Here is a 15,568-nt window from a genome sequence, read left to right as displayed (position 1 = left end):
ACCATTAGCCATAAGCACCTGCTAAGCGCCCAATGAATAAAAGTCGCCAACAAGAACTCACCCGCTGGCTCAAACAGCAAAGCGTCCTGTCACGCCGCTGGTTGATGACCTCCCGTCTGCTCGGCTTCGTTAGCGGTGTACTGATCATCGCCCAGGCCTGGTTCCTTGCCCGCATTCTCCATCACATGATTATGGAGAATATCCCGCGAGAAGCGTTGCTGCTGCCGTTTATCCAGCTGGTGCTGATCTTTATCCTGCGCGCCTGGGTTGTCTGGCTGCGGGAGCGCGTTGGTTTTCACGCCGGGCAACAGATTCGATTTGAAATTCGCCGCCAGGTGCTCGACCGCCTGCAGCAGGCTGGTCCGGCCTGGATTCAGGGCAAGCCAGCCGGTAGCTGGGCGACGCTTATCCTCGAGCAAATCGATGACATGCACGATTACTATGCCCGCTACCTGCCGCAGATGGCGCTGGCAGCCTGCGTGCCGCTGCTGATTGTGGTCGCGATCTTCCCTTCCAACTGGGTCGCCGCATTAATACTGCTGATGACGGCACCGTTAATTCCGCTGTTTATGGCCCTGGTGGGAATGGGCGCTGCCGATGCCAACCGTCGCAACTTCCTGGCGCTGGCGCGCCTGAGCGGTCACTTCCTCGACCGTCTGCGGGGCATGGATACGCTGCGTATCTTTGGTCGTGGCGAAGCAGAAACGGAAAGCATTCGCGAGGCCTCGCAGGATTTCCGTCAACGTACGATGGAAGTCCTGCGACTGGCCTTCCTCTCCTCCGGCGTGCTGGAGTTCTTTACTTCGCTCTCCATTGCGCTGGTCGCCGTCTATTTCGGCTTCTCCTACCTTGGCGAACTAAACTTCGGCAGCTACGGTACCGCAGTGACGCTCTCCTCCGGTTTCCTGGCGCTGATCCTGGCCCCTGAGTTCTTCCAGCCGCTGCGTGATTTAGGCACCTTCTATCACGCTAAGGCACAGGCCGTGGGTGCCGCCGACAGCCTGAAAACATTCCTCGAAGCGCCGCTGGCACATCCTGAGCAAGGTGACCAGACACTGGACACCAGTGAGCCGGTTACCCTTAGCGCCGTGGATCTGTTTATCACCTCGCCGGAAGGTAAAATGCTGGTTGGGCCGCTGAACTTTACGCTTAACGCCGGGCAACGCGCTGTGCTGGTTGGCCTGAGCGGTTCCGGTAAAAGCTCGCTGCTGAATGCGCTGGCCGGCTTCCTGCCCTACAGCGGTTCGCTGAAAGTGAACGGTGTTGAATTACGTAATCTGCATCCAGAGGGCTGGCACCGCATGATGAGCTGGGTCGGGCAAAACCCGCAGCTTCCGGCGGCTACGCTGCGTGAGAACGTCCTGCTCGGCAATCTGGAGGCCAGCGAGCAACAGTTGCAACAGGCGTTGGATAAAGCCTGGGTCAGCGAATTCCTGCCACAGCTTCCTGACGGTATCGACACCGTTGTCGGCGAACAGGCCGCGCGTCTGTCCGTGGGGCAGGCTCAGCGCGTCGCTGTCGCCCGCGCCCTACTCGCCCCCTGCCGTCTGCTGCTGCTGGATGAACCTGCCGCCAGTCTGGATGCCCACAGCGAGCAGCGTGTGATGCAGGCGCTGACCGAAGCCTCCACCCAACAAACCACGCTGATGGTCACCCACCAGCTGGAAGGTATTACCGATTGGGATGCTATCTGGGTGATGGAAAACGGTCAGATTATTGAGCAGGGAACGTATCAGCAGCTGGTTGATGCTAACGGCGTGTTTGCCAGCCTGCTGGCTAGCCGTCAGGAGGAGATTTAAATGCGCGCACTGTTGCCTTATCTGGCGCTCTATAAACGTCACAAGTGGCTGTTAAGCCTGGGCGTTGTTCTGGCGATTATCACCCTGCTTGCGAGCATTGGCTTACTGACCCTTTCCGGCTGGTTCCTTTCTGCTTCAGCGGTTGTCGGGTTCGCGGGCGCTTACACTTTTAACTACATGCTGCCAGCCGCTGGCGTGCGCGGCGCGGCGATTATCCGTACCGCCGGGCGCTACTTTGAGCGCCTGGTCAGTCATGATGCGACCTTCCGCGTTTTACAACACCTGCGCGTCTTTACCTTCAGCAAACTGCTGCCGCTGTCGCCTGCCGGGCTGGCGCGTTTTCGTCAGGGCGAACTGCTCAACCGCATGGTGGCGGACGTCGATACGCTCGATCACCTCTATCTGCGCGTCATTTCGCCATTAGTCGGTGCATTAGTCGTCATTCTGGTGGTGACTGCCGGGCTTAGTCTGCTGGACGTTGGTCTGGCACTGACTCTCGGCGGTATTATGCTGGCCACGTTGCTGGTTCTACCGCCGCTGTTCTATCGCGCAGGTAAACCCACAGGTGAGCAGTTGACGAGCCTGCGCGGGCAGTATCGCCAGCAGTTAACCGGCTGGCTGCAGGGGCAGGCAGAGCTGACTATCTTTAACGCCAGCCAGCGTTATCGTAAACAAATGGAGCAGACCGAACTCAACTGGCACGACGCCCAGCGCCGTCAGTCTGAACTGACTGCCCTGTCACAGGCGTTAATGCTGCTAATTGGCGGCGTCGCCGTGGTCTCCATGCTGTGGTTAGCCGCTGGCGGCGTTGGTAGCAACAGCCAACCCGGCGCGCTGATTGCGCTGTTTGTATTCTGTGCGCTGGCGGCCTTTGAAGCGCTGGCGCCAGTGACCGGAGCCTTCCAGCATCTTGGGCAGGTTATCGCCTCAGCGCTGCGTATCAGCCAGATTATTGAACAGCAACCGGAAGTGACCTTCCCAGAGCAGGCTGTGGCGCGTCCTCAACAGGTATCGCTGACGCTGGATCGGGTGTCATTCACCTACCCTCAGCAAGCGCAGCCTGCGCTGAATAATCTGTCACTGAATATTGCGGCAGGCCAGCATATCGCCCTCCTCGGCCGTACCGGCTGCGGTAAATCGACGCTGCTCCAGTTACTCACCCGTGCCTGGGACCCGCAGCAGGGCGAAATTCTGCTGAACGGCATGCCGCTGACCCAGTTTGATGAGCAGACGCTGCGTCAGACCATCAGCCTGGTGCCGCAGCGCGTGCATCTGTTCAGCGCGACCCTGCGCGACAACCTGTTGCTGGCTAAGCCTGACGCGAGCGATGAAGCGCTCAGCGAGGTTCTGTGCCGTACCGGTCTTGAGAAGCTGCTCGAAGACGCCGGACTGAACAGCTGGCTGGGTGAAGGTGGACGTCAGCTTTCCGGCGGCGAGCTGCGTCGGCTGGGGATTGCGCGAGCGTTACTGCACGATGCACCGCTGATGATGCTGGACGAACCGACCGAAGGGTTAGACGCCACCACCGAGAGCCAGGTGCTTGAACTACTGGCCGACGTAATGCGTCATAAAACGCTGCTGATGGTGACCCATCGTCTGCGCGGGCTGGCGCGATTTAATCAGATAATTGTCATGGACAACGGGCAAATTATTGAGCAAGGTAATCACGTAGAACTGCTGGCAAAACAAGGTCGTTACTACCAGTTTAAACAGCGTCTGTAGACTATGATTAGTTAACCCTGTTTCGTGAGGTCATCGCGACATGCGCCTTGTCCAGCTTTCTCGACACTCGATCGCGTTTCCCTCGCCTGAGGGCGCATTACGTGAACCAAACGGACTGCTCGCTTTAGGGGGCGATCTCGGCCCCGCGCGCCTGCTGATGGCCTATCAGCGCGGCATTTTTCCGTGGTTTTCGCCCGGCGATCCCATTCTCTGGTGGTCGCCGGATCCCCGCGCCGTGCTGTGGCCTGAGCAGTTTCATCTCAGTCGCAGCATGAAGCGGTTTCACAAAACCTCCCCTTATCGCGTGACGATCAACTACGCCTTTAGCGATGTGATCGCCGGCTGCGCGCAGGATCGTCACGAAGGTACCTGGATTACCACCAGCATCAGCCAGGCCTATCATCGCCTGCATGAACTTGGTCATGCGCACTCTATCGAGGTATGGCAGGAGAACACGCTGGTAGGCGGCATGTACGGCGTTGCCATGGGCGAACTGTTCTGCGGCGAGTCGATGTTCAGCCGCGCGGAGAACGCCTCTAAGACGGCGCTGTACGTCTTTTGCGAGGCATTCCGTCAGGCGGGTGGCAAACTCATCGACTGTCAGGTGCTCAATAGCCATACCGCCTCTCTGGGCGCAGAGGAAATTCCTCGTCGCGACTACCTCGAGCATCTCAATACGCTCCGCATGCAGCCGCTTGCCGATAAGTTTTGGGTACCCCGTACGCTCTTTTTACCTGAAGCGTAAATGATTTCAGCACAATTGCCATCAGGATGATATAATTGCCGACGAGAGTCGCTTCTGCCTTTTACCCCGCCGACGTTTGGGAATCTTCGAGTCAGATAACGCCCACGTTTATCCTGCTGTTTCCGGCCTGGTTCGTGCCCATCACACGATGCATTTGTGTGGTGAAAGGGTAATGCGCAAAAACGACTTTCGCCGATTAAGACGGACAATTCTTTACTTACTTGATGAACTTCGGCATTATCTTGCCGGTTCAAATTACGGTAGTGATACCCCAGAGGATTAGATGGCCAAAGAAGACAATATTGAAATGCAGGGTACCGTTCTTGATACGTTACCTAATACCATGTTCCGCGTAGAACTGGAAAACGGGCACGTGGTTACTGCACATATCTCCGGTAAAATGCGCAAAAACTACATCCGTATCCTGACGGGCGACAAAGTGACTGTTGAGCTGACCCCGTACGACCTGAGCAAAGGCCGCATTGTCTTCCGTAGTCGCTAATCTCCGCAGATAATGAGCGTCTGGCGCTACTTTCGCCGAGCGCTATTTGCTGAATATTAATGCCTCGCTTATTGCGGGGCATTTTTTTTCCTTTTCCACATCACCTCATAAATTGTGCGCTTCCGGTTTACGCGATTTTTGCCAGTGATGGTGCTCACGCAACCCTTCCGCTGACTCTTCCGCCACCACGCGTAGCTCATCGCTATCCGCTTCATGACGTAGCTGATGATCGGCATTTTTAACCCACAAAAACTGGTGTCCTTTATGGCCGGCCATAAGTTGGCCAGAGAATAACGCGCAGGTGAGTAAAATCACCGATAACAATTTCGAAAACATTATGCCACCGCCTGGTTATCTTCTGCCTCCATCATGCCAACCCTTACGTCTGGTTATTATCCAGCTGTTCAAATTTGCGAAAATGGAATGTCAGCGTGAAACACCGAAGATGGCGCATAAAAAAACCGAGCTGTTGTCAGCTCGGTTTTTGTTTTTACCGCATGTGATTAACGTTAATGCGCCGCTTCTGGCTTATGCTTCTGCGCACTCTGGAAGCCGTAGGTCAGCTCGTTCTTCTCGTTGTCGAGCGCCACGGTGACCTGGCCGCCGTCAACTAGTGAGCCAAACAGCAGTTCGTTGGCCAGCGGTTTTTTCAGGTTGTCCTGAATCACACGCGCCATAGGACGCGCGCCCATCGCACGGTCGTAGCCTTTCTCGGCCAGCCAGTTACGGGCCTCCTGGCTGACTTCCAGCGACACGCCTTTCTGATCCAGTTGAACCTGCAGCTCGACGATGAACTTATCGACGACCTGGTGGATCACGTCAGTCGACAGATGATCGAACCAGATAATGTTGTCGAGACGGTTACGGAACTCTGGCGTAAAGATCTTTTTGATCTCTTCCATCGCGTCGGTGCTGTTGTCCTGCTGGATAAGGCCAATCGATTTACGCTCGGTTTCACGTACGCCGGCGTTGGTGGTCATCACCAGCACCACGTTACGAAAATCGGCTTTACGACCGTTGTTATCGGTCAGCGTGCCGTTGTCCATCACCTGCAGCAGCAGGTTAAAGACGTCCGGGTGTGCTTTTTCGATTTCGTCCAGCAGCAGTACCGCGTGCGGATGCTTGATAACCGCATCGGTCAGCAGGCCGCCCTGGTCAAAACCAACGTATCCCGGAGGCGCACCGATCAGGCGGCTCACCGTATGGCGTTCCATATACTCGGACATATCGAAACGCAGCAGTTCGATGCCCATCGCCTTCGCCAACTGGACGGTTACTTCCGTTTTACCCACCCCAGTCGGGCCAGCAAACAGGAAGGAGCCCACCGGACGATGATCGTGGCCGAGGCCTGCGCGGCTCATCTTAATGGCTTCGGTCAACGCATCAATAGCGTTATCCTGGCCGAATACCAGCATCTTCAGACGGTTGCCGAGGTTTTTCAGCGTATCGCGATCGCTTTGGGAGACGCTTTTCTCCGGGATACGCGCAATACGCGCGACCACGGATTCGATGTCCGCCACGTTGATCGTTTTCTTACGCTTGCTCACCGGCATCAGACGGGCGCGAGCGCCTGCCTCATCAATCACGTCGATGGCCTTATCCGGCAGATGACGATCGTTGATGTATTTCACCGCCAGCTCCACCGCCGCACGTACCGCTTTCGCGGTGTAACGGACATCGTGGTGCGCTTCGTATTTCGGCTTCAGGCCGTTCAGGATCTGTACGGTCTCTTCTACCGACGGTTCGGTAATATCGATTTTCTGGAAACGACGCGCCAGCGCCCTGTCCTTCTCAAAGATATTGCTGAACTCCTGGTACGTGGTGGAGCCCATTACCCGAATTTTGCCGCTGGAGAGCAGCGGTTTAATCAGGTTCGCGGCATCTACCTGCCCACCCGACGCGGCACCCGCACCGATGATGGTGTGGATTTCGTCGATGAACAGAATGCTGTTGGTGTCCTGCTCTAACTGCTTGAGCAGCGCTTTAAAGCGTTTTTCGAAATCGCCGCGATACTTGGTGCCCGCCAGCAGCGAACCGATATCGAGCGAGTAGATAGTGCAGTCGGCCATGATTTCCGGCACATCGCCACGCACAATGCGCCACGCGAGGCCTTCCGCAATCGCCGTTTTACCGACACCGGATTCCCCCACCAGTAGCGGGTTATTCTTACGGCGACGGCACAGCACCTGAATGGCGCGCTCCAGCTCTTTGTCGCGGCCAATCAGCGGGTCAATTCCCCCGACGCGAGCAAGCTGATTAAGGTTGGTGGTGAAGTTTTCCATACGTTCCTCCCCGCCTGCTTGCTCTTCGTTAGTCTGCTGATTCCCGGAATCGGAAGGCTGGCTTGGCTCGTCTTTACGCGTGCCGTGAGAGATGAAGTTCACCACGTCAAGGCGGCTGACTTCATGTTTACGCAGAAGATACGCAGCCTGCGACTCCTGCTCGCTGAAAATCGCCACGAGGACGTTAGCGCCGGTGACTTCGCTACGCCCAGAAGACTGGACGTGGAAGACCGCGCGCTGCAGAACACGCTGGAAGCTGAGCGTCGGTTGTGTTTCACGCTCTTCTTCACTGACCGGTAGCACCGGCGTGGTTTGTTCGATGAAGGCTTCGAGTTCCTGACGCAGCGCCACCAGATCGACCGAGCACGCTTCCAGCGCTTCACGGGCTGATGGGTTGCTAAGCAGAGCCAGCAACAGATGCTCGACGGTCATAAACTCGTGACGGTGCTCGCGCGCTCTGGCGAAAGCCATGTTTAAACTGAGTTCCAGTTCTTGATTGAGCATAGGCACCTCCCCCAATTTTCATGCCTGTATCAGGCTTGTTCCAGCGTACACAACAGTGGATGCTCGTTCTCCCTCGCGTACTGATTCACCATGGCAACTTTGGTCTCGGCGACTTCTGCCGTAAAGACACCACAAATTGCTTTACCCTGATAGTGAACCGTTAGCATCAGTTGTGTTGCGCGTTCTACATCATAAGAAAAGAATTTTTGTAACACGTCAATAACAAACTCCATCGGAGTGTAATCATCATTGACCAATATCACTTTATACATCGATGGGGGCTTAAGCCCATCCTGAAGTTTATCTGCCGAAAGCTGGTCGAAATCCAGCCAGTCTCTGGTCTTACTCATTGTCAGTCATCATTGTGGGTGTCATCTCGTGCTGCTGACGTTCCTGTTTGCACTTTAGCGCCTCGTATTATTGACGGTATTAATGACACATTTACCGTCTGCTACGCAGCCACTTGCTCCTGTGCATACACGTTCTAAATTTACTGTAGATCATAGATAGCTATCACCTATAGCTGTCATTCGCGAACTCTGTCACATTCCCGTCAATAGCGTTAACTGCTTCAAATTTTGATGCATTTTCCCCCTTCAGCCTCCCTCAAACGCTTGACGCATTGTGCGAAATATCTAAATTGTACTGGCGAGAGTTGGTGAGGTTTTGAACAACTCCTGACTCCACCACCGGTTCATTCCATCTACTTATAAACGTATAATAGTGTTACGAAGGATGTCGAAGTATGGAAATGGGTACTGTTAAGTGGTTCAACAATGCTAAAGGGTTCGGTTTTATTTGCCCAGAAGGCGGTGGCGAGGACATCTTCGCCCATTACTCCACCATCCAGATGGATGGGTACAGAACGTTAAAAGCCGGGCAATCCGTCCAGTTTGATGTCCACGAGGGGCCGAAAGGTAATCATGCCAGCGTGATTATCCCTCTGGAAGCAGAAACAGCCGCCTAGTTACTGCCCCATTGTGTACATCCCGCTGTCAAAATGCCAGTCCTTCTGACTGGCATTTTTTCATTTCTTTTGCGCTTATTCCCGCGCCAGCGCATCGACCGGATCGAGCCGGGCGGCGTTGCGCGCAGGAAGCCAGCCGAATAGTACGCCGGTCAGCGTCGAGCAGATAAATGCCGTCAGCAGCGCCAGCGGCGAGAAGCCAATTTCCCATCCCGGCAGCACCAACTGCAAGAGCAGCGCAATCATCATGGAAAGCGCCACACCGATCGCGCCGCCGACTAGGCAGACCAGGATCGCCTCTATCAGGAACTGCTGCAGCACGTTGCTGGCTCGCGCCCCAACCGCCATACGAATGCCGATTTCCCGGGTACGCTCGGTCACCGACACCAGCATAATGTTCATCACGCCAATACCGCCCACCACCAGCGAAATCACCGCCACCAGCGTTAAGAACAGCTGTAATGTATGTGTGGTGCGTTCCGCCGTTTTCAAGACGCTGTCCATGTTCCAGACGAAGAAATCTTTTTTACCGTGCCGCAGGTTTAACAGCCGGGTGAGTTGCTCTTCGGCAAGGCTGCTGTCGTAACCCTCTTTCACCCTGACGGTAATCGAGTTGAGCCACGTCTGTCCCATCACCCTCCCGGACATCGTCGAGTAAGGTAACCAGACACGCAGAATTTTGCTGCTGCCAAACATCGACTGTTTTTCATCTGCCACGCCGATAACCGTCGCGGGCATATTGCCGACCAGGATGACTTCACCCACCACATTGGCTTTATTCGGGAACAGTTGACGTCGCGTGTTGCTATCAAGCACCACCACCTGCGAACGCTCCGCAGCCTGTACTTCGTTAAAGGTATTCCCTTCGCTAAAGGTCATGCCGTAGACGTTAAAATAGTGCTGACCGATGCCCTGAACGCTGGCGGCGACATCAATATTGCCCGCCCTGACGCGCAGGTTTTTTGACACCGATGGGGTGACGGAACTGACCCACGACTGCTTTTCAATCGCCAGCAGGTCATCGTATTTCAACGACTGCTGATACTGCGGGTCGTCATCGCCGAAATCTTTCCCCGGATAGACGTCAATGGTGTTGGTGCCGATGGCGCGAATATCCGCCAGCACCATCTGCTTAGCCGCGTCGCCCACCACCACGATAGAAACCACAGAGGCGATGCCGATGATAATGCCCAGCATGGTCAGCAGCGTGCGCATTTTATTGGCAACCATCGCGCGCCAGGCCATCGACAGCGCTTCGCGGAAGCTGTTGCTGAACTGCTGCCAGCCGGACGCATTCTGAGTCGCGGGTTTGCGCGCCGCCACCGTCGTCTGACGCGGGGGCGGATTATGGATAATTTCGCCGTCACGAATCTCAATCACTCGCTCGGCTTGTGCGGCAACCTGCGGGTCGTGGGTGACGATAATAATGGTATGGCCCTGCTCTTTTAGCTGATGCAGGATAGCCATCACCTCTTCACCCGAATGGGTATCGAGCGCCCCCGTGGGTTCATCAGCAAGTATCACCTGGCCGCCGTTCATCAACGCACGGGCAATACTGACGCGCTGCTGCTGGCCGCCGGAAAGCTGCGAAGGGGCATAATCCACGCGATCGGCAAGCCCAAGACGCTGCAGCAGTTCCCCGGCCCGTTCAAGACGGGCTTTGCGCTCCATGCCAGCATAGACAGCTGGCACTTCAACGTTCTGCGCGGCCGTCAGGTGAGACAGCAGATGGTAGCGCTGAAAGATAAAGCCAAAATGCTCGCGCCGCAGCGCGGCCAGCGCATCGCTATCCAGCGTCGCGACATCTACCCCGGCAACCCGATAAGTCCCGCTTGTAGGCTTATCAAGACAGCCCAGGATATTCATCAAGGTAGATTTACCCGAGCCGGAAGCCCCGACAATCGCCACCATCTCACCGGCGTTAATTTGCAGAGAGATGCCTTTAAGCACATCCACGCTGCCGTCACCGGACGGGTAGCTGCGGCGGATGTTGCTCAGTTCAAGCAGTGCGGTCATTGTGCGGCCCCGGCTTTACCTTCTCCGGTAATCACCTCATCGCCCGCGTCCAGCCCTTTGGCAATTTCCACATCAGTGTCGTTGCGCGCGCCAATCACGACTTCACGGGTTTTCACCTCACCGTTTCGCAGCAGGCGCACGTTGTAGCGGTTATCGCCCACGTTCTCGCCCAGCGCGGAAAGTGGGATGGTCAGCACATCGTTTACGCCGCTGAGCTGTATATGTACCTGAGCCGTCATGTCGAGGCGCAAAACGCCCTGCGGGTTAGGCACTTCAAAACGGGCATAGTAGAAGATGGCGTCGTTGACCTTCTCCGGCGTTGGCAGAATGTCTTTGAGCGTGCCTTCATAACGCGTCAGCGGGTCACCCAGCACCGTAAACCAGGCTTTCTGCCCTGGTTTAAGGTGGATAACATCAGCCTCCGACACCTGCGCTTTCACCAGCATCGTACGGAGATCGGCAAGGGTCAGAATATTCGGCGCCTGCTGGGCGGCAATCACCGTCTGCCCCTGCAGGGTAGTAATTTGCGTAACTTCACCCGCCATAGGCGCGACGATACGGGTGAAATCGAGGTTGGTTTTGGCGGTATCAAGAGAGGCCTGATTTCGCTTAATTTGTGCGTCAATTGTGCCAATCTGCGCCTTTTTCACCACCATTTCGGTAGCAGCGGTGTCCAGATCCTGGCGCGAAATCGCCTGGGTTTTTGCCAGTTGCTGCTGGCGTGAAAGGGTTACACTCGCCAGCTTCCATTCGGCTTCAGCCTGCTGGCGCTGCGCTCGCAGTTCCATCAACGTGGCTTCTACCTCTTTGATCTGGTTTTGCGCCTGTTCGGGGTCAATCACCCCCAACAGCTGATCTTTCGCGACTTTATCGCCAATGCTTACCGACAGCGTTTTCAACTGCCCGCTCACCTGCGCACCAACGTCTACTTTGCGCAGCGCGTCAAGCTTACCGGTAGCCAGCACGCTCTGCTCCAGGGAGCCCTTACGGACAATCAACGTCTGGTAGTTGGGCAACGGCGCATTCAGCGTTTTCCAGACTGCTATCACGGCGATAATCACGACGATCGCCGCGATGACATAGCGTTTTTTAAACTTTCCCTTGATGTTCATAAAAATCCAGAATTCCCCAGTGTATCCATCAGAATGAAAAGGCAAGCGTAAACAAAATATAAACAATCACTAAAGATATCTAAGAATCGTCCGATGATTGAGAATTGGTTTAGTTTTCCAATTGTAAACTTTGGAAAAGTTTTTTATATCAGGTCGCCATCAATGTCTCAGCTCAGTGATAACTCTCTTCCCCCAGCGCATTCTTTCACCAGCCTTGGGCTGTTTTTCAGCCTGTTCAGCGGGCAGTGGCGTCCTAGCGAACACTGGCATAAAAACAGCTTCCGGCGGAAGTTTATGGTGCGTTCTTTATTGATGCCACGCTTAAACCGCGATTGGATGCAAGAACTGTCTCAATGGTCAAATCTTAACGCGGTCATGGCCCGCCAACCTCGCCTGCCGGTGCGACTGCATCGCCCTTATCTGGCGGTCAATTTCCCTCGCCCTTTGATTGTGGATGCGCTGCGTTATCACTATAAGCTGTTATCCGAGGCAATGTCCTCTGAAGAGTTTGAGACCTATCTGAATTCGCAGTATTTCCCGCTTGCAAAGCTAGAGGGGAAAAACGGCGAGGTCTTCAGCATTGAACTGACCATGGATGTCAATCTCGACAAAGAGGGTGATAGCACGATCCTGATGCGTAACGCGAATGGCGATACGCTGGCGGAAATGACCTTTACCATCCTGAACTATCAGAACCAGCGGACGCTGTTTATCGGTGGCCTGCAGGGCGGTATACGCGAACTTCCTCATGAAGTCATTCAGGAAGCGACCAAAGCCTGCCACGGCCTGTTCCCGAAACGGCTGGTGATGGAAGCCGTTTGCCACTTTGCAGGCCGTCTGCAGGTGGAACAAATTCTCGCCGTCAGCAACACAGTCCATATTTTCCGTGGCGAGCGCTACCACGATAAAAACAAAGCCGTCCTTTCGGATTACGACAGCTTTTGGGAAGCCGTAGGCGGTGAATGCGATCAAAACCGCTATTTCCATATCCCTGTCACTATTGCCCGCAAAGATATTGCCGAAATTGCGAGCAAAAAACGCGCAGAGTACCGCCGCCGCTTTGAGTTGCTCGATGCTATTGGCACGCAAATGTCGACGCTCTTTAGCCAGCGCTAATCTCTTTTTTCTACGCACTGCTGATGTGGTGCGTAGAAATACAGGAAAAACAGATATCAACAAACCTAAACGATTCATCAACAAAGATTAATCTCCACAATTCTTACATTTGTTGAAATTGTGTTGAGCATCTCGTTGCTTAAATAGGCAAATCTTTCTTATGAGATTATTCCTATGTCCAGCCTCGCCGAACTTTCCCTCTCCACTGCCCTGCAGCCAGAATCCAGCTGGCATTTCTTTCGGCTGCTATCAACCGGCGCGTTAACGCCTGGCCGAGCGTGGGAGAATCCAGGCTATCGTTTTAAGTTCATGCTGCGTTCACTGAGCACGCCGCGAATGACCGGCAAGCTGCTGGCGAACCTGGCAAAACAACCACATTTAATGCAGATCCTGGACGTGCAGCCCGGACTTCCGTGCCGTCTACACCGTCCGTGGTTGTCTGTCCACACCGATCATCAGCAGACCATCGAGGCGTTAAGCTGGCACTACCAGCAGTTGCTGAGCCATCTGCCGGAACATGTAACGAAAGGCTATCTCTCACCGCACGGCGCGCTGTTGGCGACCATTAACGGCAAAGACGGTCAGCAGTACGCTATTCGCCTCAACGCAGATGCCATGCAGGATAAAGAAGGTGAAGCAACGCTAACGTTTCGTGATGAAAACAACACCGTGCTGGCGGAGCTAACGTTTACGTTATGCCAGTTCAACGGGGTGGATACCTTTTATATTGGGGGTTTGCAGGGGGCGAAGGCGCACGTTCCACATCAGCTAATCCAGACAGCAACAAAAGCCTGTCATGGCCTGTTCCCGAAACGCCTGGTGGTGGATGCGCTGTTAACGCTGGCGACACCGCTGTCGGTAGAACACGTTCGCGCCGTCAGCAACGAGACGCATATCTACCAGAGCCTGCGCTATCGTCGTAAAAAACGCGACAAACTGCATGCCGATTACAACAGCTTCTGGGAATCGCTCAGCGCAACGGTAGATAGCAAAGGAGATTACGTGCTGCCGCTGATGCTGCCGCGTAAAACCATGGAAGAGATTGCCAGCAAAAAACGGGCGGAGTACCGCCGCCGCTACGAGCTGCTGGATATGCTCCAGCAGCAGATTTTGCAGACCAGCACGCGCTAATCTGCCTTCCCGCGCGCCAGCCAGACGACGCGGGAAAACATTTTCTTCAGTAAAGGCGGTACGGCTTCAGTCCCCCGCCGACCCGCCTCCATCGCCACTTCAATGGCCAGATCGGGTTTTGACGAGCGATGGATAGCCTTGGTAATCACCCGACGCATATTCATCGGGATATTCTCCGGTAACTGAGCAACGCGATGATAGACGCTGGAAAATCCCTGCTTATACATAAAGTGTTCCATGTCCAGCGCCGGCAGCGTGGTCAGGTGATGATGTTCCTGATCCCGGTCGTTGTTGAGTAAACCACGCACGGTGGCGGCATACTTCTTCCCGGCCTCATCACCATCGACCAGCACGTGCCATTCAATACCCATCCGGCGCGCAAACTTGATAAGCGGCTTTAACCCCGACTGGGCAAATTCAATCACCTTCACTCCTTCAGCATCAAAGTGATGACCGCACTGACGCGCCAGTTCGTTAATCACCCAGGTTTCCGTCTCGCCTTCCACCAGCAGCCAGCAGCGGGCAAACAGCGATGAAGCGCGGTTAAAGCGGATATGGAAGGAGATGCGGCGGCTATCTTCAGCGTTCATCCCTTCCGGCCCTAAGCGCCAGGCGGAAACGCGGGACGATTCACGCACCAGACGGCAAACGTACTGCATCGGCGTCAGCGACAGCAGTTCACCAGAGTTCGTGGTGGCAATACGCTGCAATGGCAGCAGGTTCAGCAGGCTCCAGGCCACGGAGAGCATAATGGGGTGCAGTCGGGTTTCCGGGTCTTCCACCAGCAGCAGCGGGCGAGCGTCTTTATCCAGCCTGACTGTCCCTTTCGCCTGCAATAAGGTGGCAAACATGCCCAGCAGGATCACCCGGTGATTGCGGGCACCGGGTTTATCGATCATGCGGTTAATAAGATCGAGATAGCGCCAGCTACGCTGTTCATCGTGAGAGCGCCGACGCATCAGGCGCTGGATCGCCGGGCCGGATCCCTGTTCAGAAAAGTAGTGTTCGAGCAGTTGCCCCATCGCCGAGAGCCCCTGGCGAATTTGCCCGTCGCTCAGGTTCTGTGGGCTGGTGACCAGCTCACGCGACAGATAATCCAACTGACGGGCGGTAATCTCGACATCCGGTACGTTCGGCACGGTGCCGTTACGAATACGACGCATAAAACGGGCATCGCGCAGGCGCAGCACCGGCATCAGGCGAATCAGTTCGCGCGCGCAGGCATCGATATCATCCAGTTCCAGCGCCTGGCCGTCGCTGTCGATAAAGCTGCGTAAAGTCAGTACGCTACCGTCGGCGGCCAGTTCACCTTCCAGGCGATAGAAAATGCGCTGATAGCCGTCAGGGCACAGCGACCAGCAGCCGGTGAGGCCACGGTAGCGACGCCCGCGGTAGCGTCCCGGCTCGTTCTCGCGAAAGGTCAGAATAATATGCAGATGATGTTCGCGCCCCTGAACATCGCCGGGCGGGAACCAGAAATCGTTGCGGACAAAGTGATACAGCCCTTCATGCGGGGAAAGCAGCAGCGTCAATGCATCCAGCAGACTCGACTTACCCCAGGCGTTTTCGCCGATTAAGACATTATTTTGTTCCAGCATTAACGACAAACGGTTGATGCCGCGAAACCCTGCAATCTCGGTGCGCTCAAGAAGCATAACTCCTCCGTAACACG

The 15,568-nt window shown here is 55.3% G+C and carries 13 protein-coding genes and 1 pseudogene; 8 read left to right on the top strand and 6 right to left on the bottom strand.

Annotated features, from left to right (window positions below; genetic code table 11):
* Window positions 1-32 precede the first annotated feature (32 nt).
* From cydD to infA, 5 genes and pseudogenes are all read left to right on the top strand, one after another.
* Window positions 33-1,799 carry a heme ABC transporter permease/ATP-binding protein CydD gene (cydD, locus tag AB2B48_RS01505; RefSeq protein ID WP_333011972.1) on the top strand — a complete coding sequence of 589 codons (1,767 nt, stop codon included), beginning with the start codon at window positions 33-35 and terminating at the stop codon, window positions 1,797-1,799.
* Window positions 1,800-3,521: a heme ABC transporter ATP-binding protein/permease CydC gene (gene cydC / locus AB2B48_RS01500; RefSeq protein ID WP_368300607.1), complete on the top strand. Its 1,722-nt coding sequence runs from the start codon at window positions 1,800-1,802 to the stop codon at window positions 3,519-3,521.
* A 40-nt stretch (window positions 3,522-3,561) separates the two neighbouring features.
* Window positions 3,562-4,266 carry a leucyl/phenylalanyl-tRNA--protein transferase gene (gene aat / locus AB2B48_RS01495; RefSeq protein ID WP_368300606.1) on the top strand — a complete coding sequence of 235 codons (705 nt, stop codon included), beginning with the start codon at window positions 3,562-3,564 and terminating at the stop codon, window positions 4,264-4,266.
* Between the two features lie 200 nt (window positions 4,267-4,466).
* Window positions 4,467-4,622, top strand: a pseudogene (locus AB2B48_RS01490) (hypothetical protein); the annotation flags it as partial.
* A complete protein-coding gene (gene infA / locus AB2B48_RS01485) occupies window positions 4,550-4,768 on the top strand; it encodes a translation initiation factor IF-1 (RefSeq protein ID WP_002211347.1) in 219 nt (72 codons plus the stop codon). The pseudogene AB2B48_RS01490 and the gene infA, both read left to right, overlap by 73 nt.
* Before the next feature lie 105 nt (window positions 4,769-4,873).
* Here the strand turns inward: infA and AB2B48_RS01480 are convergent, their stop codons facing one another.
* The 3 genes from AB2B48_RS01480 to clpS all read right to left on the bottom strand — a co-directional run bounded on the left by AB2B48_RS01480 (window position 4,874) and on the right by clpS (window position 7,904).
* A complete protein-coding gene (locus tag AB2B48_RS01480) occupies window positions 4,874-5,104 on the bottom strand; it encodes a DUF2554 family protein (RefSeq protein ID WP_185666586.1) in 231 nt (76 codons plus the stop codon).
* Window positions 5,105-5,277: 173 nt separating this feature from the next.
* Entirely contained in the window at window positions 5,278-7,554 is a 2,277-nt protein-coding gene (clpA, locus tag AB2B48_RS01475) for an ATP-dependent Clp protease ATP-binding subunit ClpA (protein ID WP_035896357.1), read from the bottom strand.
* Window positions 7,555-7,583: 29 nt separating this feature from the next.
* On the bottom strand, window positions 7,584-7,904 hold the full coding sequence (gene clpS / locus AB2B48_RS01470) for an ATP-dependent Clp protease adapter ClpS (RefSeq protein WP_035896358.1): 321 nt from the start codon (window positions 7,902-7,904) through the stop codon (window positions 7,584-7,586).
* 395 nt (window positions 7,905-8,299) lie between these two features.
* Between clpS and cspD the strand changes: the two genes are divergently transcribed.
* Window positions 8,300-8,521, top strand: coding sequence for a cold shock-like protein CspD (gene cspD, locus AB2B48_RS01465; RefSeq protein ID WP_035896359.1), 222 nt, complete (start codon window positions 8,300-8,302; stop codon window positions 8,519-8,521).
* A 75-nt stretch (window positions 8,522-8,596) separates the two neighbouring features.
* Here cspD and macB read toward each other — a convergent pair whose 3' ends face one another.
* Both macB and macA read right to left on the bottom strand, forming a co-directional pair.
* Window positions 8,597-10,537, bottom strand: coding sequence for a macrolide ABC transporter ATP-binding protein/permease MacB (gene macB / locus AB2B48_RS01460; protein ID WP_368300605.1), 1,941 nt, complete (start codon window positions 10,535-10,537; stop codon window positions 8,597-8,599).
* On the bottom strand, window positions 10,534-11,649 hold the full coding sequence (gene macA / locus AB2B48_RS01455; RefSeq protein ID WP_185666588.1) for a macrolide transporter subunit MacA: 1,116 nt from the start codon (window positions 11,647-11,649) through the stop codon (window positions 10,534-10,536). The genes macB and macA overlap by 4 nt, the downstream gene beginning before the upstream one ends.
* A gap of 162 nt (window positions 11,650-11,811) precedes the next feature.
* On the opposite strand from macA, the gene AB2B48_RS01450 reads away from it, so the two are divergent.
* Window positions 11,812-12,765 (top strand): VirK/YbjX family protein, encoded by a 954-nt coding sequence (locus AB2B48_RS01450; RefSeq protein WP_368300604.1) that lies wholly within the window; start codon window positions 11,812-11,814, stop codon window positions 12,763-12,765.
* Between the two features lie 174 nt (window positions 12,766-12,939).
* Complete coding sequence (locus AB2B48_RS01445) at window positions 12,940-13,896, top strand: VirK/YbjX family protein (protein ID WP_368300603.1); 957 nt, start codon at window positions 12,940-12,942, stop codon at window positions 13,894-13,896.
* Here the strand turns inward: AB2B48_RS01445 and AB2B48_RS01440 are convergent.
* Window positions 13,893-15,551 (bottom strand): ATP-dependent endonuclease, encoded by a 1,659-nt coding sequence (locus AB2B48_RS01440; RefSeq protein ID WP_185666593.1) that lies wholly within the window; start codon window positions 15,549-15,551, stop codon window positions 13,893-13,895. The genes AB2B48_RS01445 and AB2B48_RS01440 overlap by 4 nt on opposite strands.
* Window positions 15,552-15,568 lie beyond the last annotated feature (17 nt).

This window comes from Kluyvera sichuanensis, assembly GCF_040930405.1.
Classification (GTDB): Bacteria; Pseudomonadota; Gammaproteobacteria; order Enterobacterales; family Enterobacteriaceae; genus Kluyvera; species Kluyvera sichuanensis.
The sequence above is the reverse complement of the archived record's forward strand: the minus strand, read 5'-3'. Positions and strand labels throughout refer to the sequence as shown.

Coding starts and splice junctions, on each gene's coding strand:
- AB2B48_RS01440 (WP_185666593.1), bottom strand. CDS start 15,551: ATGCTTCTTGAGCGCACCGAGATTGCAGGGTTTCGCGGCATCAACCGT.
- AB2B48_RS01450 (WP_368300604.1), top strand. CDS start 11,812: ATGTCTCAGCTCAGTGATAACTCTCTTCCCCCAGCGCATTCTTTCACC.
- macB (WP_368300605.1), bottom strand. CDS start 10,537: ATGACCGCACTGCTTGAACTGAGCAACATCCGCCGCAGCTACCCGTCC.
- aat (WP_368300606.1), top strand. CDS start 3,562: ATGCGCCTTGTCCAGCTTTCTCGACACTCGATCGCGTTTCCCTCGCCT.
- AB2B48_RS01445 (WP_368300603.1), top strand. CDS start 12,940: ATGTCCAGCCTCGCCGAACTTTCCCTCTCCACTGCCCTGCAGCCAGAA.
- infA (WP_002211347.1), top strand. CDS start 4,550: ATGGCCAAAGAAGACAATATTGAAATGCAGGGTACCGTTCTTGATACG.
- macA (WP_185666588.1), bottom strand. CDS start 11,649: ATGAACATCAAGGGAAAGTTTAAAAAACGCTATGTCATCGCGGCGATC.
- cydC (WP_368300607.1), top strand. CDS start 1,800: ATGCGCGCACTGTTGCCTTATCTGGCGCTCTATAAACGTCACAAGTGG.
- clpA (WP_035896357.1), bottom strand. CDS start 7,554: ATGCTCAATCAAGAACTGGAACTCAGTTTAAACATGGCTTTCGCCAGA.
- AB2B48_RS01480 (WP_185666586.1), bottom strand. CDS start 5,104: ATGTTTTCGAAATTGTTATCGGTGATTTTACTCACCTGCGCGTTATTC.
- cspD (WP_035896359.1), top strand. CDS start 8,300: ATGGAAATGGGTACTGTTAAGTGGTTCAACAATGCTAAAGGGTTCGGT.
- clpS (WP_035896358.1), bottom strand. CDS start 7,904: ATGAGTAAGACCAGAGACTGGCTGGATTTCGACCAGCTTTCGGCAGAT.
- cydD (WP_333011972.1), top strand. CDS start 33: ATGAATAAAAGTCGCCAACAAGAACTCACCCGCTGGCTCAAACAGCAA.